At 55.1% G+C, this 25925-nt stretch carries 22 protein-coding genes; 21 read left to right on the top strand and 1 reads right to left on the bottom strand.

All coding sequences use genetic code 11. The features are described from left to right. Positions 1 to 13 precede the first annotated feature (13 nt). The 9 genes from pseC to tnpA all read left to right on the top strand — a co-directional run bounded on the left by pseC (position 14) and on the right by tnpA (position 10138). Entirely contained in the window at positions 14 to 1213 is a 1200-nt protein-coding gene (gene pseC, locus MJ257_RS10250) for a UDP-4-amino-4,6-dideoxy-N-acetyl-beta-L-altrosamine transaminase (RefSeq protein ID WP_240269161.1), read from the top strand. Positions 1214 to 1267: 54 nt separating this feature from the next. Next, positions 1268 to 2440 (top strand): glycosyltransferase family protein, encoded by a 1173-nt coding sequence (locus MJ257_RS10245; protein WP_240269160.1) that lies wholly within the window; start codon positions 1268 to 1270, stop codon positions 2438 to 2440. A gap of 250 nt (positions 2441 to 2690) precedes the next feature. Beyond that, positions 2691 to 2888 (top strand): cold-shock protein, encoded by a 198-nt coding sequence (locus tag MJ257_RS10240; RefSeq protein ID WP_007132290.1) that lies wholly within the window; start codon positions 2691 to 2693, stop codon positions 2886 to 2888. 128 nt (positions 2889 to 3016) lie between these two features. After that, positions 3017 to 3526, top strand: a complete 510-nt coding sequence (locus tag MJ257_RS10235) for a VanZ family protein (RefSeq protein WP_240269159.1) — start codon at positions 3017 to 3019, stop codon at positions 3524 to 3526. 128 nt (positions 3527 to 3654) lie between these two features. Beyond that, complete coding sequence (gene hpf, locus MJ257_RS10230; protein WP_240269158.1) at positions 3655 to 4206, top strand: ribosome hibernation-promoting factor, HPF/YfiA family; 552 nt, start codon at positions 3655 to 3657, stop codon at positions 4204 to 4206. Between the two features lie 222 nt (positions 4207 to 4428). Continuing rightward, a complete protein-coding gene (gene secA, locus MJ257_RS10225; RefSeq protein WP_240269157.1) occupies positions 4429 to 6936 on the top strand; it encodes a preprotein translocase subunit SecA in 2508 nt (835 codons plus the stop codon). A 275-nt stretch (positions 6937 to 7211) separates the two neighbouring features. After that, positions 7212 to 8322, top strand: a protein-coding gene (gene prfB / locus MJ257_RS10220; protein WP_240269196.1) for a peptide chain release factor 2 whose coding sequence is annotated in 2 segments (ribosomal slippage) — positions 7212 to 7283 and positions 7285 to 8322 — 1110 coding nt in all. Because the reading frame shifts where the segments join, the coding sequence is not laid out codon by codon here. A gap of 125 nt (positions 8323 to 8447) precedes the next feature. Beyond that, positions 8448 to 9341 carry a YitT family protein gene (locus MJ257_RS10215; protein ID WP_240269156.1) on the top strand — a complete coding sequence of 298 codons (894 nt, stop codon included), beginning with the start codon at positions 8448 to 8450 and terminating at the stop codon, positions 9339 to 9341. 323 nt (positions 9342 to 9664) lie between these two features. Further along, on the top strand, positions 9665 to 10138 hold the full coding sequence (gene tnpA, locus MJ257_RS10210) for an IS200/IS605 family transposase (protein WP_240269155.1): 474 nt from the start codon (positions 9665 to 9667) through the stop codon (positions 10136 to 10138). A 140-nt stretch (positions 10139 to 10278) separates the two neighbouring features. Here the strand turns inward: tnpA and MJ257_RS10205 are convergent, their stop codons facing one another. After that, on the bottom strand, positions 10279 to 10980 hold the full coding sequence (locus MJ257_RS10205) for a PIG-L deacetylase family protein (protein WP_240269154.1): 702 nt from the start codon (positions 10978 to 10980) through the stop codon (positions 10279 to 10281). A gap of 233 nt (positions 10981 to 11213) precedes the next feature. On the opposite strand from MJ257_RS10205, the gene argC reads away from it, so the two are divergent. From argC to MJ257_RS10145, 12 genes are all read left to right on the top strand, one after another. Beyond that, on the top strand, positions 11214 to 12266 hold the full coding sequence (argC, locus tag MJ257_RS10200) for an N-acetyl-gamma-glutamyl-phosphate reductase (RefSeq protein ID WP_372489769.1): 1053 nt from the start codon (positions 11214 to 11216) through the stop codon (positions 12264 to 12266). 39 nt (positions 12267 to 12305) lie between these two features. Continuing rightward, positions 12306 to 13541, top strand: coding sequence for a bifunctional glutamate N-acetyltransferase/amino-acid acetyltransferase ArgJ (argJ, locus tag MJ257_RS10195; RefSeq protein ID WP_240269153.1), 1236 nt, complete (start codon positions 12306 to 12308; stop codon positions 13539 to 13541). A 67-nt stretch (positions 13542 to 13608) separates the two neighbouring features. Further along, entirely contained in the window at positions 13609 to 14394 is a 786-nt protein-coding gene (gene argB / locus MJ257_RS10190) for an acetylglutamate kinase (RefSeq protein ID WP_240269152.1), read from the top strand. A 57-nt stretch (positions 14395 to 14451) separates the two neighbouring features. Further along, positions 14452 to 15714: an acetylornithine transaminase gene (gene argD / locus MJ257_RS10185; protein WP_372489771.1), complete on the top strand. Its 1263-nt coding sequence runs from the start codon at positions 14452 to 14454 to the stop codon at positions 15712 to 15714. 4 nt (positions 15715 to 15718) lie between these two features. Further along, a complete protein-coding gene (gene argF / locus MJ257_RS10180) occupies positions 15719 to 16681 on the top strand; it encodes an ornithine carbamoyltransferase (RefSeq protein WP_240269151.1) in 963 nt (320 codons plus the stop codon). A 23-nt stretch (positions 16682 to 16704) separates the two neighbouring features. Next, a complete protein-coding gene (locus tag MJ257_RS10175) occupies positions 16705 to 17943 on the top strand; it encodes an argininosuccinate synthase (RefSeq protein WP_240269150.1) in 1239 nt (412 codons plus the stop codon). 262 nt (positions 17944 to 18205) lie between these two features. Next, complete coding sequence (argH, locus tag MJ257_RS10170) at positions 18206 to 19621, top strand: argininosuccinate lyase (protein WP_240269149.1); 1416 nt, start codon at positions 18206 to 18208, stop codon at positions 19619 to 19621. Between the two features lie 284 nt (positions 19622 to 19905). Beyond that, positions 19906 to 21903, top strand: coding sequence for a methyl-accepting chemotaxis protein (locus tag MJ257_RS10165; RefSeq protein WP_240269148.1), 1998 nt, complete (start codon positions 19906 to 19908; stop codon positions 21901 to 21903). A gap of 234 nt (positions 21904 to 22137) precedes the next feature. Continuing rightward, complete coding sequence (locus tag MJ257_RS10160; RefSeq protein WP_240269147.1) at positions 22138 to 22788, top strand: YhbD family protein; 651 nt, start codon at positions 22138 to 22140, stop codon at positions 22786 to 22788. After that, complete coding sequence (locus MJ257_RS10155; RefSeq protein ID WP_240269146.1) at positions 22788 to 23510, top strand: bactofilin; 723 nt, start codon at positions 22788 to 22790, stop codon at positions 23508 to 23510. The genes MJ257_RS10160 and MJ257_RS10155 overlap by 1 nt, the downstream gene beginning before the upstream one ends. A 27-nt stretch (positions 23511 to 23537) precedes the next feature. Then, positions 23538 to 24287 carry a hypothetical protein gene (locus MJ257_RS10150; RefSeq protein ID WP_240269145.1) on the top strand — a complete coding sequence of 250 codons (750 nt, stop codon included), beginning with the start codon at positions 23538 to 23540 and terminating at the stop codon, positions 24285 to 24287. Further along, entirely contained in the window at positions 24284 to 25834 is a 1551-nt protein-coding gene (locus tag MJ257_RS10145; protein WP_240269144.1) for an MDR family MFS transporter, read from the top strand. The genes MJ257_RS10150 and MJ257_RS10145 overlap by 4 nt, the downstream gene beginning before the upstream one ends. Positions 25835 to 25925: the final 91 nt, after the last annotated feature.

Genomic DNA, 25925 nt, shown 5'->3' with positions numbered 1-25925 from the left:
GGGAACTTTAGAAATGACTAAGGAACATGAATCCGACCGCCCGGTTCGTGAAACGCTGCTGCCTTACGGTCAACAATGGCTGGATGAGCAAGATATTGAAGCTGTCGTGAAGGTGTTGCGGGGGGCGTTCATCACCCAAGGGCCGGCGATCGAACAGTTTGAACGCAAAGTCGCTGATGCTGTAGGTGCCAAATATGCCGTGGCTTTTGCGAATGGTACAGCTGCACTTCATGGAGCTTGCTTCGCGGCAGAGATCGGTCAAGGCGATGAAGTGATAACGACACCGATCACTTTTCTGGCCAGCAGCAACTGCGTCCTTTACCAAGGGGGAACGCCGGTTTTTGCGGATATCGACATGGATACCTACAATGTCGCTCCTTCAGAGATTGAGTCGAAAATCACCGAAAGAACCAAAGCGATCATCGCGGTGGACTTTACAGGACAGCCTGTGGAAGTGGACCGAATCTCGATGCTGGCGCGGGATCGAAACCTCGTTTTGATCCAAGATGCAGCGCATTCGCTGGGAGCTTCCTATGCTGGGCAGAAAATAGGCTCTTGGGCCGATATGACGATGTTCAGCTTTCACCCGGTTAAGCATGTTACAACCGGTGAAGGCGGGGTCATTACGACGAACGATGAGCGTTACTACGAGCGGTTGCTGTTGTTCCGCAATCATGGGATGACGCGAAATCCGAATCGTCTCATCCAAAATGACGGGCCATGGTATTACGAAATGCAGGAGCTTGGCTACAATTACAGAATGACTGATATGCAAGCGGCACTGGGAGCGAGCCAAATGGACAAGCTTCACGATTTTGTCGCGAGAAGACGGGAGATCGCTTCAGTGTACAATGAGTGTTTCTCCACGTTGCCTGGTTTGGTCGTTCCGAAGCAGCATCCGATGGCCGAATCATCCTGGCACCTTTACGTCATTCGTTGGTTGCCTGAATATTTTACTGCAAGCCGGAAAGAGATCTTTGAAGCACTTCGCGCGGAGAATATCGGTGTCAACGTTCACTATATCCCGGTATATTTGCAGCCGTACTATCAATCATTGGGTTACCGTCCCGGCTTGTGCCCTAATGCAGAAAGTTATTACCATACCGCCATTACCTTGCCGCTATTTCCGAAAATGACAAATGAGGATATATCCGATGTACAGACTGCTGTCAAAAAAGTGTATGACAAGTACTTGAAAAAGGCTAGTACATAAAAAATTCTTGTAAAGATTTCGCATCTATAGATTGCAGAAAAGAGGAGACTACTTATGGAACAGCCGATCATTGTTATCTTCAAAGGCCAAAGTCAATATGATGTAATGCGATACTTTGCTGATTACATCGCTGCTGCATTTGAACAGTACGGCTATCCTGTCAAAATCATTGATTTTTTAGAGAATGATGCAGTGAACCATTTAAATGCGACAATACAAAAACAGGAAATCTTTTTTTTCTTCTCTTTTAACGGCATTGGCATTGATATCGCAGTGCAAGGAAAATCACTATATGATCAGCTTCAAGTGCCTCTTGTGACCTTTTTTGTGGATGACCCTATTTATCATATAGATAGGATTAACCATAAAGCCGAAAATGTGATTTTTTCCTTTGTTGATCGAAATCACATGGATTTTACAACAACTCAATTATCTAAAAAAAATACTAAAGTTTTCATACCTCATGCCACAAATATGGATGAACGACAGCAGGTCTTACCTATCCGCGATAGGAAAGTGGATATTTTTTTACCGGGTTCATACGCCGACCCCGAAGTGTATCGGAGTCAATGGAAACAATGTGGTCCAGTTATTTCTAGTTTGATGGATGATATTATGGAGTATGCATACAGTTATTGGGGGATACCACTGCACCAAGCTTTTCAAAAAATATTAAGCGATAAAGGCATGGAGTATAGTAATTACGGAGCTCGACTATTTTACTTTTTGCAATTAATTGATAAGTATCTAAGACAACGTCGAAGAAGAGATCTTGTTTTGTCACTCAAAGATTTCAATTTACATTTATGCGGTAACGGATGGGGGCGCATCAAGAACTTGCCAGAGGCAATTAGAATCGACGCGAATATACCTTATCCAGCAGTAATCGACAAAATGGAGCAATCCAAATTGGTCGTGACGGTACTTCCGTTATTCTTTAATGGATCACATGAAAGAGTGTTTGATGCCGCAAGAATGGGGGCTGTACCAGTTACGGATTCAAACCAATACTTGAGTGAAAATTTCACGAACGGAAAAGATATTATTTTCTTTGAGGGCAATAAGCCTGATATTTCGGAGATTATGGCGAATGCACTTCTGAACGAGGATAAACTAAATTTGATAGCTACTGAAAGCCGATCCAAAATTCTAAAAGAACATCTGTGGGTTCACAGAGCGGCTAAAGTACTTGAAACTGTTATTGTCCATAGAAATCTAAGAAATTAATGCATCTTAGAAGGCGCTGTTTATAAGTGTTTTCTAAATTTGATTCATGATTACTGATTGAGGTTAGATGATATTTCATGGGTTGCATATAATGTTGATGATCACTAATCTCCAAATTTCTACAAATTCCTTACAATAAAACCTTTTCCTTGGTAATTGACACTGGATAAGTTCGGGTGGTATAGTCAGACATGTGGGGCTTGGTTACAAGGATCACACTCTTATTTGATAACGAAGGGAATGTTAGTGCATGCAAGGTAAAGTAAAATGGTTCAACGCAGAAAAAGGCTACGGTTTCATCGAAACTGAAGAAGGCGGCGACGTATTCGTACACTTCTCCGCGATCCAATCCGAAGGCTTCAAAACGCTGGAAGAAGGCCAATCCGTCGAGTTCGAAATCGTTGAAGGCGCTCGTGGTCCACAAGCCGCTAACGTAATCAAACTGTAATCATCCCGGCACAGCCGACCTACATATGAACGGTACGATGGTTAACAATTGAAGATTCGCTAGCAACCCCCGGGGAAACCCGGGGTTTTCTTATGTTATCACTTAATAAACAATCGAGGTGACCTCCTATGCACAACCTTCGGCCTTGGCTTCGCTGGCTGCCGGCGATCGCGATGATGGCGATCCTGTTCGGGTTCTCTTCGCAATCGTATCAGGAGCAGTCTCTGGTACCGGATATCGAAAAAAATACCTCGGACCAATCGATCACCGACTGGTTCGGCGGGATCCGGTTCAGCTACGGCGGGCATGAGATCAGCGTGGAGAGCGTGGGCGGGGCGAGCTTTATCGAGTTCTTCATCCGTAAGGCGGCGCATTTCGGAAGTTATGCCTTGTTGGCGGCTTTCCTCGTATACGCTTTAGGTGGACGAGGACGATCCAACCGTCGGCGTCTCCTCTTCGCGATCCTGGGCGCGTTCCTCTATGCTTGCTCGGACGAGGTGCACCAGAGCCTTACCCCGGGGCGGACGGCCTTGGTACAGGACGTGGTGCTGGATACGATCGGAGCAACCTGCGGCGCGGCGTTCACGATTTTGTTGAATCGCTGGCGAGGAGGCGGGAAACAACGTCGTCCCATATAGGACGGGAGATTTGCCGGACTCGAAGCCTCTTTTTATCGGTGACGGCATGTTTTACGGCCCTTTAACACTTTTTACTTTGCCTTTACGCCATGGTATAATGAAGGTGCAAAGCAAAGGAGGAGTGCCCTATGAATTTTAGTATTCGAGGACAGCAGATTGAAGTGACTGAGGCCTTGCGTGACTACGTAGACAAGAAACTCAGCCGGCTTGACAAGTACTTTGATGCACCCCCCACCTCAGACGGTACTGTCACGTTAAGTGTGGTACGAGGTTTGCACGCGGTCGAGGTAACGATTCCTCTGATCGGCGTTGTGCTTCGCGCGGAAGACCGCAGCGACGACATGTACGCATCCATTGATGCGGTTGTGGACAAGCTTGAGCGTCAAATCCGCAAGCACAAAACGAAAATCAACCGTAAGCTGCGCCAGAAAGGCGCGAAGAACAGCCTCTTTGTAGAGGGCGCAACCGCAGGCTCCGTGGCGCTGGATGAAAGCGATGAAGAGCTGGAAGTGGTCCGCACGAAACGCTTCACCTTGAAGCCGATGGACGTAGAGGAAGCGATTTTGCAAATGAATATGGTAGGACACAACTTCTTCGTTTTCTCGAACATCGACACCAAGGAAGTCAACGTCGTCTACAAACGCAATGACGGCAAATACGGTTTGATCGAGCAGGACTAACTCCCAACGGATCGTGCATTTATGACGATTGGTTGAACCAGATGGTAATTCCTGTGATCCTAACGCAAAGGAAACGAGCCTTATCCGCCCGCGGATAGGGCTCTTTATTCGTATACAAAGGCGCTTTACCGCAGTGCAGACGTGACGGGGCGTGTTGCGGCGTGCCTTACAAACTGTTACAATTTAGGCAAATCATCTGTTTATGCGTGAAAGGGGTAAATCATGCTGGGATTAGTAAAGAAGATTTTTGGCGACACGAACGAACGTGATGTCAAACGTCTGATGAAGACGGTAGATCATATTAATTCATTGGAGCCGCAATTTGAGGCACTTTCGGACGAGCAGTTGCAGGCGAAAACCGCCGAGTTCCGGGAACGGATCGAAAAAGGCGAAACGCTGGACGAACTGCTTCCGGAAGCTTTTGCCACGGTACGGGAAGCTTCCAAGCGTACGCTGGGCATGCGTCACTTCGACGTGCAATTGGTCGGCGGCATGGCGCTTCACGAAGGTAGAATCGCGGAGATGAAAACCGGTGAAGGGAAAACGCTGGTCGGAACCCTGCCGGTTTATTTGAATGCGCTTCTGGGGAAAGGCGTGCACGTCGTTACCGTCAACGACTATTTGGCACAACGCGACAGCCAGCAGATGGGGCAGATTTACAACTTCCTCGGCATGACGGTTGGGGTGAACCTGAACGGCATGGAGCATGAGCAGAAACAGGAAGCGTATGCTTGCGATATTACGTACGGAACGAACAACGAATTCGGGTTCGATTACCTGCGCGACAATATGGTGCTTTATAAAGAACAGATGGTACAGCGGCCGCTGTATTTTTGTATCATTGACGAAGTGGACTCCATTCTCATCGATGAAGCGCGGACCCCGCTCATTATTTCCGGTCAAGCTCAGAAATCGACCGAGCTGTATTATGCAGCGGACCGGTTTGTGAAGACGCTGACGCCGGAAGAAGACTATACGGTAGACATTAAAGTCAAGGCCGTTTCGCTGACCGAAAAAGGGGTCGCCAAAGCGGAGCGCCTCTTCGGCATTGATAACTTGTACGATCATAAACACGTTACGCTGAACCACCACGTGGTGCAGGCGCTCAAAGCGAACGTCATCATGCGCCGCGACGTGGATTACGTCGTGACCGAGGACGAAGTGCTGATCGTCGACGAATTCACAGGCCGGATCATGCAAGGCCGCCGTTACAGCGATGGACTGCACCAGGCGATCGAAGCCAAAGAAGGCATCGAGGTTCAGAACGAAAGCATGACGCTGGCGACGATCACGTTCCAGAATTACTTCCGGATGTACCGCAAGCTGGCCGGGATGACCGGTACGGCGAAGACGGAGGAAGAGGAGTTCAAGAAAATCTACGGCCTCGAAGTGCTGCAGGTGCCGACCAACCGTCCGAACCAGCGCCAGGATATGCCGGACGTCGTTTATAAGAGCGTCGACGGCAAGTTCAAGGCGGTTGTGGATGAAATCGTTGAACGTCATAAGAAAAATCAACCGGTGCTCGTCGGCACGATCTCGATCGAGAACTCCGAACGCGTATCCGAGATGCTGAAGCGTAAAGGCGTACCGCATAAGGTGCTGAACGCGAAATACCATGCGGAGGAAGCGGAAATCATCTCCCGCGCCGGGGAACCAGGCTCCGTGACGATCGCCACTAACATGGCGGGCCGCGGTACCGACATTTTGCTTGGCGAAGGCGTGGCCGATTTAGGCGGCCTGCATATCATAGGTACCGAGCGCCATGAATCGCGCCGGATCGATAACCAGCTGCGCGGCCGTGCCGGTCGTCAGGGCGACCCGGGCTCCACGCAGTTCTACCTGTCGCTGGGCGACGAGTTGATGAAGCGGTTCGGTGCGGATAACGTGCTGAACATGATGGATCGCCTCGGCTTCGAGGAAGACCAGCCGATCGAGAGCAAGATGATCACCCGTGCCATCGAGTCCGCACAAAAACGCGTCGAAGGCAACAACTTCGACGTGCGCAAAGTCGTCCTGCAATATGACGACGTGATGAACCAACAGCGCGAGATCATCTACAAACAACGCCGCGAGCTGCTGGAATCGGAGAATATTAAGCAGATCATTCTCGATATGATCAAACCGGTCATCGAACGGGTCGTTGAAGCCCATACCGCCGACGAGCTGCCGGAGAACTGGGAGCTGCAGGAGGTTGCTGATTACATCAACAGCAAGCTGCTGGACGAAGACGCCGTATCCAAAGACGACCTGTGGGGCAAAGAGCCAAGCGAGATGGTCGAATATATTTTCGAACGCGTCCTGACGAAATACGATGCGCGCGAAGAAGCAATCGGTCCGGAAATGGTCCGCGAGTTCGAGAAGGTCATCGCCCTTCGCTCCGTAGACAGCAAGTGGATGGACCATATCGACGCGATGGATCAGCTGCGTCAAGGGATTCATCTGCGGGCTTACGGCGGTACCGATCCGCTGCGCGAATATCAATTCGAAGGCTACGAGATGTTTAACGCGATGATCGCCAGCATCCAGGAAGAGGTTGCGACCTACATCATGAAGGCACAGGTCGAATCGAACCAGGAACGTCAAGCGGTTGTGGACGAGGACAAAATCTCCACCAGCGGCGAGCCGGCCGAGAAACGCCCGGTGAAGCGCGGCGATACCGTCGGACGCAACGACCTGTGTCCTTGCGGAAGCGGGAAGAAATATAAACACTGCCACGGCCAAAACGCTTAAAGGTCATGTCATCTTTTGATCACGAAGTAAATTCAAGAAGGGGATTCGACATCGAATCTTGAATTCAGCCGGGCCTTCCGTTGCTCACGTAGCCTCCAGCTACGCTGCGCTACTCAGTCCCTAGCTTCATCCAACCTTCTCGGTGCTCAAAACCTGACAAGTTAGCAAGTCATGGAATGAAGGAAGCAAGATTCAACGGGTGGCCTGGGAATCCCCGGGCCGCCCGTTTTTGCCCGTGGGGCAGCAAATAAGGAGAAAGAAAGGTGATTCAACGTATGATCGATGCGAACGTGAAACAAGACATGCGCGAAATCGCGAAGAAATTAACCAACCTTAGGGGGTCTCTTTGACTTAGATCTGAAGCAAGAGATGATCGCCAACTATGAGGAAAAAATGGCGGCGCCGGATTTCTGGGACGACAACGAGAAAGCCCAGGGGATCATCGCCGAGATGAACGCGGTGAAGTCCTCCGTGGACCAGTACACGGCACTGCAGAACGAATATGACGAGCTGGAAATGATGGCCGAGCTCGCCGAGGAGGAAGGCGACGAGTCCTTGGCCGGAGAGGTTGCCGATTCCGTCGCCTCGCTTGTGAAGAAGCTGGAGGAGTTCGAGCTTCAGCTGCTGCTCAACCAGCCGTACGACAAAATGAACGCGATTCTCGAACTGCATCCCGGCGCCGGCGGCACCGAGTCCCAGGACTGGGGCCAAATGCTGCTGCGGATGTACACCCGCTGGGCGGAGAAGCGCGGCTTCAAGGTCGAGACGCTGGACTATCTCCCGGGCGACGAAGCCGGGATCAAGAGCGTCACGCTATTGATCAAGGGCTACAACGCCTACGGCTACCTGAAGGCGGAGAAAGGCGTGCACCGGTTGGTGCGGATCTCGCCGTTCGACGCTTCCGGACGCCGGCATACGTCCTTCGTCTCCTGCGACGTCGTGCCGGAAATCAGCGATGACGTGGAGATCGAAGTCCGTACCGAGGATTTGAAAATCGATACGTACCGCGCCAGCGGTGCCGGCGGTCAGCACATCAATACGACCGATTCGGCGGTGCGGATCACCCACATCCCGACCGGGATCGTGGTGACGTGCCAGAACGAACGCTCGCAGATCAAGAACCGCGAACGGGCGATGACGATGCTCCGCTCCAAGCTGTATGAGCGCAAGATCGAGGAGCAGCAACGCGAGCTGGACGAAATCCGCGGAGAGCAATCGGATATCGCCTGGGGCAGCCAGATCCGCTCGTACGTGTTCCACCCGTACAGCATGGTGAAGGATCACCGGACTTCCGTGGAGACGGGCAACGTCGGCGCGGTGATGGACGGGGATCTGGACGCCTTTATCGACGGGTATCTGCGCAGCCAGATTAAGACGGAGAGCTGATCGGCGGGAGCGCCTGGCGCATCCCGCCTGACCGAGCCTTTGTTCATATAACCCACCTTGGCCACGCTTGGTACGGGTGGGTTTTTCTTTTTTACATATTGAAATGCAAATAAGGAGGGGCAGGAATGCCGCCGAAGGTCCGCAAACGCAGATTCCAAGATTATATCCCGGTCACCGGGCCGGTTCGCCACACCCTGGACACGGTCATGATTATTATAGGTTCGTTGATCACCGCTTTGGCGTTCAACTTGTTTCTGGTTCCCAGCAATATCGCTTCGGGCGGAGTGTCGGGGATCTCGATTATCGTCCAGTCGCTAATCGGGATCGAGCCGGCTTACACCCAATGGGCCCTAAATATTCCGCTGTTTATCGCAGGTTACCTGCTGCTTGGACGCGATTATTCCATCCGTTCGCTGCTCGGCACCGTGGTGCTGCCGTTCTTCGTCTTCTTGACGCGGGACATGCCCGTCCCAACGACGGACCCGCTGTTGGCTTCCTTATATGGAGGCATCGGCGTAGGGGTTGGGTTGGGCATCGTGTTTCGGGGCCGGGGCTCAACCGGGGGATTGTCCAACTTGGCGCAAATTATCCAGAAATACAGCGGCCTGAGCCTCTCCGTCTGTGTGGTCATGATGGACGGGATCGTGATTGCATTGGCAGGGTTTTTGCTGTCCCCGGAAAAAGCGCTGTACGCCTTGATCGGCTTATACATCACCGGCAAGATCATCGATGCCATCGAGCTTGGCTTCAATTATACGAAGGTGGCTTACATTATTGCCGAGCGGACGGAGGAGATCTCGCAGGCGGTGCTCCATCACCTGGATCGGGGGCTGACCAAGCTGGACGGCCGCGGCGGTTACACCGGCGATGCGCGGACCGTGCTGATGGTCGTCGTAGGGCAAAGCGAAGTGACGCGGCTGAAGACGTTGGTGCAAACGCTGGATCCGAACGCTTTTGTGATCATTACGAATGCGCATGAAGTATTAGGCGAAGGGTTCAAGAGAGTGCAGGGCGAGTAGTAGATGTGTTGGTGTGTCAGGGGACCCGAACGGAAGATATAACAAGTCATGCGGGTCGGTTACTCCCGGAACTGAGCGAACGGGATAATCGTGGTAAAAGCGTCCGCACAGCAAGCCCTGAGGCCTCATCTAAGGCCATACGAAATAAAAACGTCCGAAGAAATTCGGACGTTTTTTGTTACGGCTTTAGCCAGTTGAGCTCGCGAAGCGTGCGAAACAAAAAACCACCCGCTATGCGGGTGGAGGGATCTAGGGTTTGACCAACAAGACCATTCCAATAAAATTGAGATGTTCAGGCTCAATAATGAAAGGAATGGTCTTAGATGGCAAACAAGAGCTATAGTCTAGCTCACACGAAGTGGATGTGCAAATACCACATTGTGTTCACCCCGAAGTATAGACGGAAAGAGATCTACAATCAAGTGAGGAAAGACTTGATCGAGATCTTCAAGCGTTTATGTAAATACAAGGGAGTGGAGATCATTGAAGGTCACATGATGCCAGATCATGTACATATGCTGGTGGCAATACCTCCAAAAATCTCAGTATCATCATTCATGGGATATCTAAAGGGAAAGAGTTCCCTCATGATATTTGAGAAGCATGCCAGCCTGAAGTATAAATATGGCAATCGAAAATTTTGGGCAGAGGGGTACTACGTAAGCACGGTGGGCTTGAATGAAGCCACCGTCGCTAAATATATACGTGAGCAGGAAGCACATGACCAAGCCATTGATAAACTGAGTGTGAAAGAGTATGAAGATCCATTCAGCAGAAACGGTGGCAAGAAGAAGTAAACCAGTTTAACTGGTAAGTGAAGGTGACAAATTACACTGAGCCTGAACAATTTAGTTGTCAGGCTAGCGTCTTTAGGCGCAGTTTGGCAACAAGGGGTTATACCCCAAGAGCAAACCACCCGTTGGACGGGTGGTTATGATTAGAGCAAGCCGTCGTAAATGGTTTGCTCGTTTTTGCGCGGATATCGCTCGCCCCGTTCCCAGACCAACTCGAACGACTCGAACTGGTGGCCGGGCGGCACCTTCGGCCCCAAAACGCCGAACACCCGCTCCACGCTCCAAATTTGCGATTCATGGGCGGCTAGCGCCTGGCGTTTGGCTTCCCAGCGATCGCCGGCTGCCACGCGCAGCACGCTGGAATGATCCGAAGCATACGATCCGAATTGGTTATAATACAACTTCTGTACGGAAGGCGCTTGGCCGCCAAACACCACCTCGTTCACGGCATGATGGATCACGATATGGTCCGGATGTCCGGATAGGCCGTCCTCCGGGAACGTGACCACCACTTCAGCCTGATGGCGCTGCAAAAAGTCGGCGATTTTCTCCCGAAGCAATACCGGGTTCGCTTCCTTCAGCTTGCCGTCCGGCAATCCCAGCTGCTCCACGACGGAGATGCCCAGGATCTCGGCGGCTTTGTCCAATTCCTTGTCTCTGCGGGCGGCCAGCTGCTCGCGCGTCATCTCTCCCAAATGGCCGGTTTTGCCGGCGTCTCCCCGCGTGGCCGTCAACAGGACGGCGCGGCCCCCTTCATCGGCGATTTGCCGGATCAGATAAGAACAGCCAAACGTCTCATCATCGGGATGAGCGTATACGAATGCGATCGTTTTTCCGGTCGACATGTTGCATCTCCTCCTTTATCTGCGGTAGAAATGGACTCCTTCTAACTATACTCGATTCGGGGCCAGCAATAAAAGCCGGCTTTGGGAAGCCTGACATGCAAGGGGAAATTTTTTGCGAGAGTTATTGTATTTATATAAGTTCGGCCGTATAATAATACATATTTACAACGGAATATTGCATATTGTTGATTTCATAGGCTTATACATCGGGAGAGGAAAGCGAGGTAAGCATCGTGAACGGGGAGAAGATTAAAGTAGCCATCGTCGGTTCCACGGGATATGGGGGCGTGGAGCTGATTCGTTTTTTATGGGGACATCCGCAGGCCGAGATCGTTTCGGTCATTTCCGTCTCCAGCGCCGGAGAGCCTTTGACGGACGGATTCCCGCATTTGTCGGAGATTATCGTTCAGCCGCTGGACGGCTTGAATCCAGAGGACCTCGCGGCAAAGGTTGACGTCGTGTTCACGGCAACCCCGTCCGGGGTAAGCGCGAAGCTGGTGCCGCAGCTGCTCGAAGCCGGGCTCAAGGTCATCGACTTGTCCGGCGATTTTCGGATTAAAGACGGCCGTGAATACGAAGCTTGGTATAAGCATGAGGCTCCGGCGGCAGAGTGGCTTGAGCAGGCCGTGTACGGCTTAGCCGAAATCTACGGCGACGAAGTCAAAGGCAAGGAGCTCGTCTCCAACCCGGGCTGCTATCCGACCGCTACCCTGCTCGGCCTGATCCCGGCACTGAGCGCAGGCTGGATCGATCCGGCCAGCATCATCATCGACGCCAAGTCGGGCGTGTCCGGCGCGGGCCGGGGCATGAACCTGACGAACCATTACGCGGAAATCAATGAAAATATGAAAGTGTATAAAGTCAACAAGCATCAGCATATCCCCGAGATCGAGCAAACCCTGGGTCAAATCGCCGGCGAACCGGTGACGGTGACGTTTACGACGCACCTGGCACCGATGACACGGGGGATTATGTGCACGATGTACGCCCAACTTAAGGGCGCATATACGGAGGAAGATTTGGTCCAACTGTACCGCCAATATTACGAGGGGCGTCCGTTCGTCCGCATCCGGGATAACGGTAAATGGCCAGCCACCAAGGAAGTGTTCGGCTCCAACTACTGCGACATCGGTTTTGCGGCGGATACGAGGACGGGCCGGCTGACGATCGTGTCCGTCATTGATAACTTGGTCAAAGGCGCAGCCGGGCAAGCGATTCAGAACCTGAATCTGATGATGGGCTGGGAGGAGACGACCGGTTTGAAGCTGACGCCGGTTTACCCATAGGGTTTTATCTACTTACTTAGGTTGTGAAAGGAGCACGTCATGGGAGTGGTTACTTTATTTCGTACAGCGCCGGAGGGGAGCATTACTTCACCTAAGGGATTTCGGGCCGGCGGGCTGCATTGCGGTCTGAAAAAGACGACGCGCAACGATCTCGGCGCGATCCTCTGCGAGGTACCGGCGGTGGCCGCGGCCGTTTATACGACGAACGTATTCCAGGCCGCGCCGCTGAAAGTGACGCGCGAGAGCGTCGCGTCCAGCGGACGGCGGCTGCGGGCCGTCGTCGTGAACAGCGGCAACGCCAACGCGTGCACCGGCGCGCAAGGCGAAGCCGACGCGTACGCGATGCGCGCCGCGGCGGCGGAGGCGTTGGGGCTCGGCGAAGACGAAGTCGCCGTAGCCTCCACCGGCGTCATCGGCGAACTGCTGCCGATGGACCGCGTCCACGCCGGCATCGCAGGATTGCCGGCGGCTTTAGCGGCGAACGGCGAGGGGGCCGAGCAGTTCTGCCAGGCGATCCTGACCACGGACCTCGTGAAGAAAGAGGTATGCGTGAAGCTCGACGTCGACGGCCGCGAGGTGACGATTGCCGGGGCCGCCAAAGGCTCGGGCATGATCCATCCGAACATGGCCACGATGCTGGCGTTCGTCACGACCGACGCTGCCGTCGAGCCGCAGGCGCTGCAAGGCCTGCTCGGGCAAACGACCGACGTGACGTTTAACATGATCACCGTCGATGGCGATACGAGCACGAACGACATGCTGCTGGCGATGGCCAGCGGGTTGGCCGGCAACCGGGAGCTGTCGCCCGGGCACGCCGATTGGGATGCGTTCGCCGCGGCGTTCCGCCACGTGTGCGAGACGCTGGCCAAGGCGATCGCCCGCGACGGCGAAGGCGCAACGCGCCTTGTGGAAGTGACGGTCCGCGGCGCGGTGACCGACAACTCCGCCCGCGCGATCGCCAAGACCATCGTTGGCTCGAGCCTCGTCAAATCGGCGGTGTTTGGCGCCGACGCCAACTGGGGCCGCATCATCGCCGCGGTCGGCCGTGCCGGCGAGCCGGTCAACCCGGAAACGGTAGACATCAAGCTGGGCGATATCGTCGTGTTGGAAGGCTCGCGTCCGATTCGTTTCGATGAGGAAGAGGCGCTCGCCTATCTGAAAGGCGACACCGTGGCGATCTCCGTCGATTTGCATAACGGCAAAGGCGAAGCAACCGCCTGGGGATGCGATCTGACCTATGACTATGTCCGCATTAACGCTGCGTATCGAACCTAAAGACTTTATAAGATAAATCATTAACCAGATGAGATAAACTCCGACTCCGGAAAGGAGACCATAAGCAATGTTTGTGATGAAATGTGGCGGCAGCACGCTCGCGGAGCTGCCGGATTCTTTTTTTGCCGACCTGGTGCAGTTGCAGAAGGACGGGGTAAAACCGGTCATCGTGCACGGCGGCGGCCCGGCCATTTCGGATAATTTGGGCAAGCTGGGAATCGAGAGCAAGTTCGTCGGCGGGTTGCGCTATACGACGGAGGAGGTGCTGGACGTTGTGGAAATGGTGCTGGCGGGCAGCATCAACAAGATGATCGTGCGCCGCATCAACCAAAACGGCGGGAAAGCGTTAGGGTTGTCCGGCGTGGACGGCGGCCTGTTGCAGGCGAAGCCGGTTGTCAACAGCCAAGAGGTGGGGCTGGTTGGCGATGTAACGGACGTCAACGCGGATCTGATCGGCGGGGTGCTGGACCTCGGGTACATCCCGGTGATCGCTCCCGTCGGCATCGACGCGAACGGCGGGCAGCGTTATAACATCAACGCGGACACGGCCGCCGGTGCCGTCGCTTCCGCGCTGGGCGTTTCGCGAATGATCGTTGTGACCGATGTGCCGGGGATATTGAAAATGACCGGGACCGAAAAAAAAGTGCTGGATTCCATTACCGTGCAGCAAATTGAGGATATGATTTCGACCGGAGAAATCTACGGCGGCATGATTCCGAAGGTGCGCGCCGCAGTGGCTTGCATCAGCGGCAGCGTGAAGGAAGCCGTCATCGTAGGCGGCAGTGAGCCGGGCGTGCTCGGCAAGGTGTTGTCCGGCGAACGCATCGGCACTCGAATCGTACGGATGGCGTAGCGAATCGATTCGTACAGGGTTATATTAGTAATGAAGAAGATGGGAGTGGAAGAAACGATGGCGCAAAGCGATCTGAAAGAAGCAACAACGGTTCCGGCGACCGGAGCCGGCGCCGCTGCAGCCGCAGCGGAAGGGAACAGCCCAAGTGCGATATTCCCAAGCTATTCCCGATACCCGATTCAGTTGGTCAAAGGGAAGGGCAGCTGGTTATGGGACGACAAAGGCAACCGTTACCTCGATTTCATGAGCGGCCTCGCGGTTGTCAATCTGGGGCATGCTCCGGAGAAGGTGGCGGCCACGGTGAAGGCCCAATTGGATGAGCTATGGCATGTGAGCAACCTGTTCCACATTCCTCAGCAGGAAGCCGCGGCCCGGAAGCTGACGGAGATCAGCTGCGCGGACGTCGTTTTCTTCTGCAACAGCGGCGCCGAAGCGAACGAAGCGGCGATCAAGCTGGCGCGGCGCTACCACCAGAAGATCAAAGGGACGAACCGCTACGAGATCATTACGTTCGAGCAGTCCTTTCACGGCCGGACGCTGGCCACGCTGACCGCCACCGGCCAGCAGAAGGTGAAGGAGGGCTATCTGCCGCTCCCCGAGGGTTTCAAGACCGTGCCTCTGCATGACATCCCCGCGCTGAAAGCGGCGATCGGCCCGCAAACGGCGGCGGTCATGCTGGAGATGGTGCAAGCCGAAGGCGGCGTCTATCCGGTAGAGCCGGCGTTCGTGCAGGAGCTGGCCGAGCTGTGCAAGGCGCAGGGGCTGCTGTTGATCATCGACGAGGTGCAAACCGGCATGGGGCGCACGGGCAAATGGTTTGCGCATCAGCATTACGGTATCGAGCCGGATATTTTCACATCCGCCAAAGGAATTGCCAGCGGCTTGCCGGCTGGCGCGATGCTGGCCAAGGAATATTTGCGCGAAGCTTTTTCTCCGGGCAGCCACGCTTCTACGTTCGGCGGCAACCCGGTCGTGACGTCGGCGATCATCGCGACGCTCGAGACGATGCAGGAGGAGCGCATTCCGGAGCATGCCGCGGAGATGGGCGATTACTTAGTAAGCCTCCTGAAGGAGACGTTCAAAGAAGAGCCGTTCGTCAAAGAAGTACGCGGCAAAGGCCTATTGATCGGCATCGAATGCGCCGGCCCGGTTGGCGACATTGTTTTACTCGGCCAGAAACACGGACTGCTGTTCGTCACCGCCGGTCCTGTGGTGATCCGCCTGCTGCCGAACCTCAAGGTGTCGAAGGAGGAGATCGACCAGGCCGTGGCGATTTTGGCCAAGGTCGTCGCCGCCCATACTTCCAAGGAGGGAAACTGAACCCATGACTTTGCTGGAACCATCGAAACGCAGCAGCATGAACTTAAGCGGCCGCGATTTTATTGAACTGACTGACTATACGACGGAAGAAATTCATTATTTGATCGATTTGGCCATTGAGCTGAAGCGCAAGCAGAAGAACGGCGAGGAATACCAGCCTCTGAAGGGGAAAACCGTCGGCCTGATTTTCGAAAAATCGTCGACGCGGACGCGGGTGTCTTTTGAAGTGGGGACGTACCAGCTCGGGGGCCACGCGCTTTTTCTCAGCAAAAACGACATCCAGCTCGGACGCGGCGAAACGATCGCCGATACGGCGGGGGTCATGTCGCGCTATCTCGACGGCATCATGATCCGGACCTTCGGACACGATAAAGTGGTCGATTTGGCCCGGTATGCGACCGTGCCGGTCATCAACGGATTAAGCGATTTGGCCCATCCGTGCCAGGTGCTGGCCGACTACCAGACGCTATTCGAGCATAAAGGCACGCTTAAGGGCCTCAAGCTGGCTTACATCGGCGACGGTAACAATATGGCGCACTCGCTGATGATCGGCGGGGCGAAGCTCGGCGTGCACGTGTCGGTCGCCAGCCCGGAAGGGTATGAGCCGGACCCGCAAATCGTGGCGGACGCGCAGGAAATCGCCAAAGCGACGGGCGCGGTCATCGAGGTGGTTCGCGATCCGAAGGCGGCGGTTCAAAACGCTGACGCGATTTACACCGACGTGTGGGCGAGCATGGGCTTCGAGGCCGAGCAGAAGGCCCGCGAAGCGGCCTTTCGCGATTACCAGGTCGACGAGCAGTTGGCGCGGCACGCGAAGCCGAATTATGTCTTTATGCACTGCCTGCCGGCCCACCGGGGCGAGGAAGTGAGCGAAGGCGTGATCGACGGGGAGCATTCGATTATTTTTGATCAGGCAGAGAACCGGCTGCACGCGCAAAAAGCGCTGATGGCCGCATTGATGGGATAATTACTCGGGGAGGACTAGCAATCATGGCAAAGGAAAAAATCGTACTGGCGTACTCCGGGGGCTTGGATACGTCGGTGATCCTGAAGTGGTTAAAGGAAACGTACGATGCGGAAATCATCGCGTTTACGGCCGACATCGGCCAGAAGGAGGAGCTGGACGGGCTCGAAGCGAAGGCGCTCGCGACCGGGGCTTCCAAAGTATACATCGACGACTTGCGCGACGAATTCGCCAAGGACTTCATTTACCCGATGTTCCAGTCGGGGGCTTTGTATGAAGGGCAATATCTGCTGGGCACCAGCATTGCCCGTCCGCTGATCGCCAAGCGGATGGTGGAGATCGCCCGCGCGGAAGGCGCGACGGCCATCGCCCACGGCGCGACCGGCAAAGGCAACGACCAGGTGCGCTTCGAGCTGGCAGCGGCGGCGTTGGCGCCGGAGATCCGCGTGATCGCCCCTTGGCGGCTCAGCGAGTTCCGCGACCGGTTCCCGGGACGGGCGGAGATGATCGCGTATGCGGAAGCCAACGGCATTCCGGTTACGGCCTCGGCGGCGAAGCCGTATTCGATGGACCGCAACCTGCTGCATATCAGCTATGAAAGCGGCGTGCTGGAGGATCCGTGGTTCGACGCGTCCGCGCCGGAGAACAAAGACATGTTCCTCCTCAGCGCTTCGCCGGAGGATGCGCCGGATCAGCCGGAGTACCTGGAGCTGGAGTTCGAGCAGGGGAACTGCGTGGCGCTGAACGGCGAACGGTTGAATCCGCTCGCGGTGATGGAGAAGCTGAACGAGCTGGGCGGCAAACACGGCATCGGCCGCGTCGACATGGTCGAAAATCGTTTCGTCGGCATGAAGAGCCGCGGAGTTTACGAGACGCCGGGCGGGACGATCCTGTTCACGGCCCACCGCAAAATGGAGTCGCTGACGATGGACCGCGAGGTCATGAACCTGCGCGACAGCCTGATCACCCGTTACAGCACGCTCGTGTACAACGGCTTTTGGTTTGCTCCGGAACGCCTCGCGCTGCAAGCGCTGGTGACGGAAAGCCAGAAGAACGTAACGGGCACGGTGCGCGTGAAGCTGTACAAAGGCAACATCATCGCCGCCGGCGTGAAAAGCCCGGTCAGCCTGTACAACCCGGACATCGCCACGATGGAGGCCGATCCGACGCAGGCGTACGACCAAGGCGACGCCACAGGCTTCATCCATCTGAACGCGCTGCGGTTGAAAGTCGGCACGGGTGTGGCACAGAATAGCGGCAAGTAAGCGAAAGCGGGTTTCGAATTTCGAGTTTCTAAATCTATTCGAAAAATCGAATACAATTCGCCGATTTCCGGCGATTCGACTCCAATATGTATGAAATTTCATATAGAATGGTGCATTTTGTGGGGCTTAAGCGGGAATCTGTATGATTTTTCGAATAGAATCTGCAAATATAGACGTTTACGAGGAAATGTACTCGAAAAATCGAATATATTTCTTCGGGTTGATGCCTAACAAGCAAGTTTTGAGTTAAGGAGTGGGTCAGGTGAGCAAGCTGTGGGGTGGCCGCTTTACGAAGCAGACCAACCGTTTAGTCGAGGAATATACCGCCTCCATCGGGTTTGACAAAGCGCTGGCGGAGGAGGATGTGCAGGGAAGCCTGGCGCATGTCACCATGTTGGGCAAATGCGGCATCTTGCCGGAAGAGGACGTCGAGAAGATCAAGGAAGGCTTGCATCAGGTCCTGCTTAAAATCCGCCGCGGCGAGTTGGAATATTCCGTGTCGGACGAAGACATCCATATGAACATCGAGAAGCAGCTGATCGACGAGGTCGGTTCGGTCGGCGGGAAGCTGCACACCGGGCGCAGCCGCAACGACCAGGTGGCCACGGACATGCACCTCTACTTGCGCAAGCGGGTGGTGGAATTCGTCGGCTTGCTGCAGGAACTGCAAGAGGCGCTATTGGGACAAGCCAAAGCGAATTTGGACACGATCGTGCCGGGGTACACCCATCTGCAGCGGGCGCAGCCGATCCTGTTCGCCCATCATCTGCTGGCGTACGTGTCCATGTTCCAGCGCGACATCGAGCGCCTGCAGGACAGCTACAAGCGGATCAATGTGCTGCCGCTGGGCGCCGGAGCGCTGGCCGGGACAACGTTCCCGATCGATCGCCATTTCGTGGCCGAGCAGCTGCATTTTGACGGCGTGTATGAGAACAGTTTGGATGCGGTCAGCGACCGTGACTTTATCGTTGAGTTTTTGGCCGACGCCTCCATTCTGATGATGCATCTCTCTCGCCTCAGCGAGGAGCTGGTCTTGTGGAGCAGCACGGAGTTCCGCTTCATCGAGCTGGACGACGCGTTCTGCACCGGCAGCAGCATCATGCCGCAGAAGAAAAACCCCGACGTACCGGAGCTGGTCCGCGGCAAGACGGGCCGCGTTTACGGCAACCTGATGGGTCTCCTGACCGTGCTGAAGTCGCTGCCGCTGGCGTACAACAAGGACATGCAGGAAGACAAGGAAGGCATGTTCGATACGGTTGCCACACTGCAGGGCGCATTGCAGCTCTTTGCGCCGATGATCGCTACGATGAAGGTGAACAAGGAGCGGATGCGCGAGGCGGTCAACCAGGACTTCTCCAACGCGACCGACATCGCCGACTTCCTGGCGAACAAAGGCCTGCCGTTCCGCCAGGCGCATGAGGTTATCGGCAAAACCGTACTGTACTGCATCCAGAACGGCAAGTACTTGCTGGATCTGTCGCTGGAGGAATTCAAGCAGTTTTCGCCTTTGTTTGACGACAGTATTTACGACGTGCTGCAGCCGGAGAGTGTCGTGAATGCCCGGAACGTCTACGGCGGGACGGCAACCGCGCAGGTGGCGGCGGCGATCGAACGCGCGGAGAACAAGCTGGAAGCAAGCCGCGAGTGGACCCAAGCGTACGCTGAAAAAAGCAAATAACCGGCAAGCCCCGGCCGGGGTATCGCTGCCAGGAGAAACAGCCTTCGTCATTTCGACGAACGGCTGTTTTTTTATCCAATGGAAGTTACAATTTCATAATATTTTCAGAAAATACTTAAAAAAAGGTCGTAAAATGTCGAAATATAGTTATATCATTCCTTGATATTTTTTGAAAATCGGCATTTTCGAGAATGTACATGAAAGAACGGCAGTTCCGCTGCGTAGCTGTATTGCGGACAGGTTAAGCAACGATACTCGTAATGCACACAAAAGGGGAGAGAATGATGAAAACTTTTTTTGCCCGCCTAAGACGCCTGCTGGAGATTCGCACGCTGCGCAACCGGATGCTTTTGATCTTTGCCGTCATGCTGATCATTCCGAGCATGCTCATCGGTTACTTCAGCTTTCAAAGCGCTGGCGGACAACTGCACGCCAAAATGGATGAAAGCACGGAATCGAGCATTAACTTACTCAACGAAACATTAAACAAGATCGTAGAGGCGGAGGTTCGCAACGTCGAACAATTGGTGATGCAGATCGATTCGGCGCAGGTGGATGCCAAATCGCCGGAAGTGAGGAACCTGATCGAGCTATTTATGGAGAAGCACCCCGAATTAGAGATTTTGACCGTCGGCAATGAGAACGGGGCCTGGATGAAAGCCCCCGATCCGGGACAGCAGGATTACGATCCCCGGACTAGGGATTGGTACAAGGCTGCGCTCGAGCAGCCGGACCAAACGGTGATTATCGATCCATTCAAATCGAGCACAACCGGCCACTATAACTTATTCATTAGCCGTGCGCTAAAGGACGGCGGAGGGGCCATCACGGTATCCCTCGATATGGCTAATCTGAATGAAATCGTTCAGGAAGTGCGCCTGGGGAGCACCGGATATGTCTATCTGATTGACCGGACCAACAAATTCGTCGCCCACCCGACTATTGAAGCCGGAGAGGAAGCGAAAGGGGATTTTCTTCCCAAAATGCAGGCGGAAGATTCGGGATTCCTGCAATACGAGAACCCGGAAACGGGGATTGAGCAGAGCGCTTACTTTACGACGAACAAGCTGACGGGCTTTAAGGTCGTTGGCGTGTTGAACATCAAGGAATTCCGCGACGCTTCCATGCCGATTTTCTGGACGGCCCTGATCGTATTGGGCGTTACCTTGTTAGTTGCCGGCGTCCTGCTGTTTTTCGTGATCCGCAGCATCACGCATCCGATCGAGCAATTGAACCGTTCGGCCAAACGGGTCAGCGAAGGGTACTTGAATGAAGACGTGGCCACGAAACGCAAGGATGAGATCGGTCAGCTGGCCGCGAACTATAACGGGATGCTGGCATCCCTGCGGCATATGGTGCAGGAAATGGCGGAAACGGCGAGCCAGCTGGCCGCCTCCAGCGAGGAGCTGACCGCGGGAACGGAACAGAATGCCAAGGCCGTGGAATACGTCGCCGAGCTCGTCCAAGATGCCTCCGACCATGCGGAGAAGCAAGCCTCCGCTTCAGCGGAAAGCGCCAAAACGATGGATGAAATGTCCCATGGCATCCGGAAGATCGCTGAAGCCTCCGGCACTATCGTCGAGTCCTCCATGCAGACGGTGGCGGATGTCCGGGAGGGAAGCGAGAAAGTAAACCTCGTTGGGATGCAGATGGAGGAGATCCGCCGTTCCACGTTGGAATCGGTGGAGCTCATGCAGCAAATGAACGAGCTCAGCGGGCAGGTTGCCGGGATGAGCAGCGCGATCACGGAGATCGCCAATCAAACCAACCTGCTGGCCCTGAATGCGGCGATCGAAGCGGCACGTGCCGGTGAAGAGGGACGCGGCTTCGCGGTTGTCGCCGGAGAAGTGCGCAAACTCGCGGAGCAGTCGGGAGGCACGGCGGAAATGATCCGTCAGCATATCGGGCAAATGACCGAATTGACGGGTAAAGCATTCGAGATGATGAATCAGAAGGTCAATGCCAATGTCGAGCGAGGGATGTCCGTTACCGAGGAAGCGCAAACGGCCTTCCAAGCGATCGAACGATCGACGCAGCAGATTTCGGAACAAATCCACGAGGTGTCTGCCATTACCGAGCAAATGTCGGCGAGTGCCGATGAAATTGCCGGCTCCGTCGAACAGATCGCGTCGACCTCAGCCAGCAGCATGGAGAGCTTCCAAGGGGTGACGGCCGCGACCGAAGAGCAACTGGCGTCCATGGAGGAGATCTCCTCGGCCTCGGAAGGATTAGCGCGAATGGCAGCGGATATGCATGCACAGATCGACCGGTTTAAGCTATAAGAGAAATTGAACAAGTCAGAGCCCCTTGAGCCGGAATCATTGGCGGAGGGGGCTTTTTCGTTGCCTCAATTCCTCCCTGGGCCGGGCGCATAAATCCGCCCCGAGACGGATGGAGGCGGCGGGGAAGTCGATTAAGATGAATAGCAGCAACGGTCTTGCTCTGGATCCGCTCACGCCCGCTTTACAACGTAACAATGTTATGTTACGCTTTTGAAGCGAGAAAGGAGCATGACAATGAGTGAGGAATTGATCTCCAAGAAGGAATTGCTTGACCTAACGGGCATTTCGTATGGGCAGTTATACCGCTGGAAGCGCAAAAACCTGATCCCGGAGCAATGGTTCATCCGCAAGTCGTCTTTTACGGGGCAGGAAACGTTTTTTCCCAGGGAGAAGATCCTGCAGCGTATCGATCGGATTCTGGGCATGAAGGACGATTTATCGCTGGATGCATTGGCGGACGTCTTCTCGCCCAACCCGGGGGATATGCGTTTGACCGCAGGCGAACTGTTAGAGCGAAACATTGTTACGTCAACGTCTTTGAACTTATATATCGAGACAACGGGAGCGGGGACGACGGAGGGAAGGCTGCAATTTGGCTTCGATCGGATTTTGACCGTTTACGTGCTCGACAAGCTGCTGCAAAGCGGGGATATATCGTTGGAGGAAGGGCGGTTACTCGTTCAGGCCCTGGAGGAATATTTACCGGGCTTGGCCGGTCAGGAATGCGGCGTGCATCTCACCCGTAAAATGGGGGTGGCCGCTTTTATCCTGGTACCGGGGGATGTCGAAATCTATGTGGACCGCAGCGTCAGGACGGTGGCACGTCTATCGCTGGCGCGCTGCACGGAAGAACTGAAACTTTTGGTGAGCGGGAGTGAAGGGTAATGGCGGAACGGAGCACGAAGGATTTGAAAATCAACGGCGTGGGTCAGGCGTCGGGCGGCGCATATCGAAAAATACAGACAGAAGGCATCGCCACGCTGAACGGAGATATTGCCTGTGAGGCGCTGGGGGCTAACGGAACGCTGAAAATCAAGGGGACCATCGACGCGGGCGAGTTCCGCCTGAATGGCACCGGTTCATCGGATGGGGCGCTGCAGGGGGGAAGGTTCGAGCTGGACGGGATGTTTAAAGTCAGTGGAAACGTACGGTTCTCCTCGCTCCACGTCCGGGGGATTCTTAAGTCCGGAGGTTCCGTCACCGGGGAGATAGCCAAGGTGGATGGCGCCTTGAAGCTGGAAGGAAGCGCCGAGTTTGAGGAAGCGGAGATTTACGGTCAGCTTCGGGTTGGCGGCATGCTGAATGCCGGAAAGTTGACGATCGACCTGGAGGGACCCAGCCATGCCAAGGAAATCGGAGGAGAGCATATCGTCGTCCGGCAGCGCAAAGCCAAACGGCTGCTAGACTACCTGTCCCCGATCCGGGTTTCCCGGTTAACGGCAGGCGTGATCGAAGGGGACGACGTTCTGCTGGAAAGCACGAAAGCAGACGTGGTGCGGGGCAAATCGGTCGTGATCGGACCGGGCTGCGAAATTGGCCGCGTGGAATACAAGGAGCGTTATGAGGTTTCGCCGCAGGCTTCGGTCGGGCGCGCGGAGCAGAAATAAACCGACTTATCGAATGGAGGGATTGGGATGGCCGCACAAATCACGGACGACCGCAGCGCGGATTTGAAAATCGTCGGTAACGGGACGTCAAACGGCGGGTCTTATAATAAGGTGAAAATCGTCGGTGAGGGCGAAATCAACGGGGACGTGGATTGCCGCACCCTGACCTGTACGGGAACGCTGGAGGTCGACGGCGGTTTACGAACCGGGATCATGAAGGCCACGGGCACCATTGCGGTGACCGGCTCCCTGAGCGGCCAGGAGCTGAACTTGACCGGCAATCTGAGCGTACGGGGCGGCCTGCAAGCCGGCAAAGCCCGGCTCAACGGGGAGATCCGCATCGACGGCGGCATCTTCGGGGAGGACATCGGCCTGTACGGAAGGTGCGAATGGTCAGGCGAATGCCAAACCGAGCGTTTGCGTGTCAAAGGGTCGGTGCAAACCCAAAGTACGATTAACGCGGAGCGGGTGGAGCTCGCGATGTTCGGCCGCAGCCAAGCCGGCGAAATCGTCGGCGGGCAAATCCGCATCGCCCCGCATCCGACATGGAAATGGGTATCGCTGTTTAATTCCTGGGGCACGCCGGGGTTACAGGCGAACCTCATCGAAGGCGACGTCATTCGCTTGGAAAATACCGTAGCCGATGTCGTGCGCGGCGGGGACGTTTCGATTGGTCCCGGCTGCCGGATCCGGCTCGTGGAATATACAAAACATTATCATCAGGACCCGCACGCGGAAGTGGGGGAACACCTGAATGTCTGGAGGAACGAGGAATGAGCGTGCAACAAAACAGCCGTCTGGGCTTCGTGGTCGCCGGCCTGCTGCTCGGCATCTTAATGGCCGCGATGGACAACACGATCGTGTCCACGGCTATGGCTACTATCGTATCCGAGCTGGGCGGCCTGGATAAATACGTCTGGGTGACCTCGGCCTATATGGTCGCCGAAATGGCGGCGATGCCGATCTTCGGCAAGCTGTCCGACATGTACGGACGCAAACGGTTTTTTGTCTTCGGCATCGCTATGTTTTTGCTGGGGTCCGTGCTTTGCGGCACGGCCGACACCATCGTGCAGCTCAGCATCTACCGCGCGATTCAGGGGATCGGGGGCGGCGCGCTGATGCCGATCGCTTTTGCCATCGTGTTTGACGTGTTCCCGGTGGAAAAACGCGGCGCCATGGGCGGTTTGTTCGGCGCGGTATTTGGAATCTCCAGCCTTGCCGGCCCGTTGCTCGGCGCTTTTATCACCGACCATCTGAACTGGCGCTGGAATTTCTACATCAATATCCCGCTTGGTCTCCTCGCGTTGTTCTTGATCTTGGCCTTTTACCGGGAATCGGCCGTCCATGCCAAACAGCGCATCGATTGGTGGGGGGCATTGACCTTGATCGGTTCGGTCGTCGCCCTAATGTTTGCGCTGGAGCTGGGCGGACAGCTATACGCTTGGGACTCCGGGGAAATACTTGGACTGTTCGCGGCCTTTGCGGTGTTGTTCACCACATTCCTGCTGGTCGAACGTAAAGCGGAGGAGCCGATCATTTCCTTCGGGATGTTCCGCAAGCGTCTGTTTGCCAGCAGCAACCTGGCCGGGTTGTTTTACGGCGCCGCGTTTATCTCCGCGTCGATCTATATTCCTTTGTTCGTGCAAGGGGTAACGGGCGGAACGGCGACCAATTCCGGCTTGATTCTCCTGCCGATGACGCTGAGCTCCGTGGTTGCTTCTCAAGTCGGGGGCTTCCTCGTGCAGCGTACCAGCTTCCGTAACGTGATGGTGTTGTCGGCCGTCATCTTTATGGCAGGGATCGCTTTGCTGGCGACGATTACGCCGGACACGACCAAAACCCTTCTATCGATCTATATGGCAATCGCGGGATTCGGCGTCGGGTTCTCCTTCTCCGTGCTGGGGATGTCGGCGATTCAGGACTTCGGTCCTTCGCAGCGGGGCGCCGCCAGCTCGACGATGTCGTTCATTCGCTCGCTCGGGATGACGGTGGGGATTACCGTGTTCGGGATCGTGCAGCGGAACCTGTTTGCGAACCGGTTAAGCGAATCGCTGTCCGGCATGGGAGGCGGGGCGGAAGGACTGCCATCCATGGACGATCCGCGAACGCTGCTCGCCTCCGAAGCGCGCAAGGCGATTCCGGCTCCGGTTCTGGAACAGATCGTGGGCGGCCTCTCGAAGTCGATCACGACGATGTTTTGGTGGACGCTCGTGCCGGCTGCGCTGGCCTTGATCACGGTGTGCTTTATGGGGAACGCCAAAATGATGGGACACGGTCCGGGGGCCGTCAACCTTCAGGAAGGCAAACCGGCGGCCACTAAGTGATTTTTTCCGGGGAGAAGGTAATAAAAGAAACATTTGACATCGCTCCATGAAATATGGATAATCTATAGTTCATCCTAGCAAGTTATGAGGT

This window comes from Paenibacillus timonensis, assembly GCF_022427145.1.
GTDB lineage: Bacteria > Bacillota > Bacilli > Paenibacillales > Paenibacillaceae > Fontibacillus > Fontibacillus timonensis.
This window is presented reverse-complemented; position numbering and strand designations above follow the sequence as displayed.

Bases quoted from the DNA above. Each gene is read 5' to 3' on its own strand.
- pseC (WP_240269161.1), top strand. From the start codon at position 14: ATGACTAAGGAACATGAATCCGACCGCCCGGTTCGTGAAACGCTGCTG.
- MJ257_RS10245 (WP_240269160.1), top strand. From the start codon at position 1,268: ATGGAACAGCCGATCATTGTTATCTTCAAAGGCCAAAGTCAATATGAT.
- MJ257_RS10240 (WP_007132290.1), top strand. From the start codon at position 2,691: ATGCAAGGTAAAGTAAAATGGTTCAACGCAGAAAAAGGCTACGGTTTC.
- MJ257_RS10235 (WP_240269159.1), top strand. From the start codon at position 3,017: ATGCACAACCTTCGGCCTTGGCTTCGCTGGCTGCCGGCGATCGCGATG.
- hpf (WP_240269158.1), top strand. From the start codon at position 3,655: ATGAATTTTAGTATTCGAGGACAGCAGATTGAAGTGACTGAGGCCTTG.
- secA (WP_240269157.1), top strand. From the start codon at position 4,429: ATGCTGGGATTAGTAAAGAAGATTTTTGGCGACACGAACGAACGTGAT.
- MJ257_RS10215 (WP_240269156.1), top strand. From the start codon at position 8,448: ATGCCGCCGAAGGTCCGCAAACGCAGATTCCAAGATTATATCCCGGTC.
- tnpA (WP_240269155.1), top strand. From the start codon at position 9,665: ATGGCAAACAAGAGCTATAGTCTAGCTCACACGAAGTGGATGTGCAAA.
- MJ257_RS10205 (WP_240269154.1), bottom strand. From the start codon at position 10,980: ATGTCGACCGGAAAAACGATCGCATTCGTATACGCTCATCCCGATGAT.
- argJ (WP_240269153.1), top strand. From the start codon at position 12,306: ATGGGAGTGGTTACTTTATTTCGTACAGCGCCGGAGGGGAGCATTACT.
- argB (WP_240269152.1), top strand. From the start codon at position 13,609: ATGTTTGTGATGAAATGTGGCGGCAGCACGCTCGCGGAGCTGCCGGAT.
- argD (WP_372489771.1), top strand. From the start codon at position 14,452: ATGGCGCAAAGCGATCTGAAAGAAGCAACAACGGTTCCGGCGACCGGA.
- argF (WP_240269151.1), top strand. From the start codon at position 15,719: ATGACTTTGCTGGAACCATCGAAACGCAGCAGCATGAACTTAAGCGGC.
- MJ257_RS10175 (WP_240269150.1), top strand. From the start codon at position 16,705: ATGGCAAAGGAAAAAATCGTACTGGCGTACTCCGGGGGCTTGGATACG.
- MJ257_RS10165 (WP_240269148.1), top strand. From the start codon at position 19,906: ATGAAAACTTTTTTTGCCCGCCTAAGACGCCTGCTGGAGATTCGCACG.
- MJ257_RS10160 (WP_240269147.1), top strand. From the start codon at position 22,138: ATGAGTGAGGAATTGATCTCCAAGAAGGAATTGCTTGACCTAACGGGC.
- MJ257_RS10155 (WP_240269146.1), top strand. From the start codon at position 22,788: ATGGCGGAACGGAGCACGAAGGATTTGAAAATCAACGGCGTGGGTCAG.
- MJ257_RS10150 (WP_240269145.1), top strand. From the start codon at position 23,538: ATGGCCGCACAAATCACGGACGACCGCAGCGCGGATTTGAAAATCGTC.
- MJ257_RS10145 (WP_240269144.1), top strand. From the start codon at position 24,284: ATGAGCGTGCAACAAAACAGCCGTCTGGGCTTCGTGGTCGCCGGCCTG.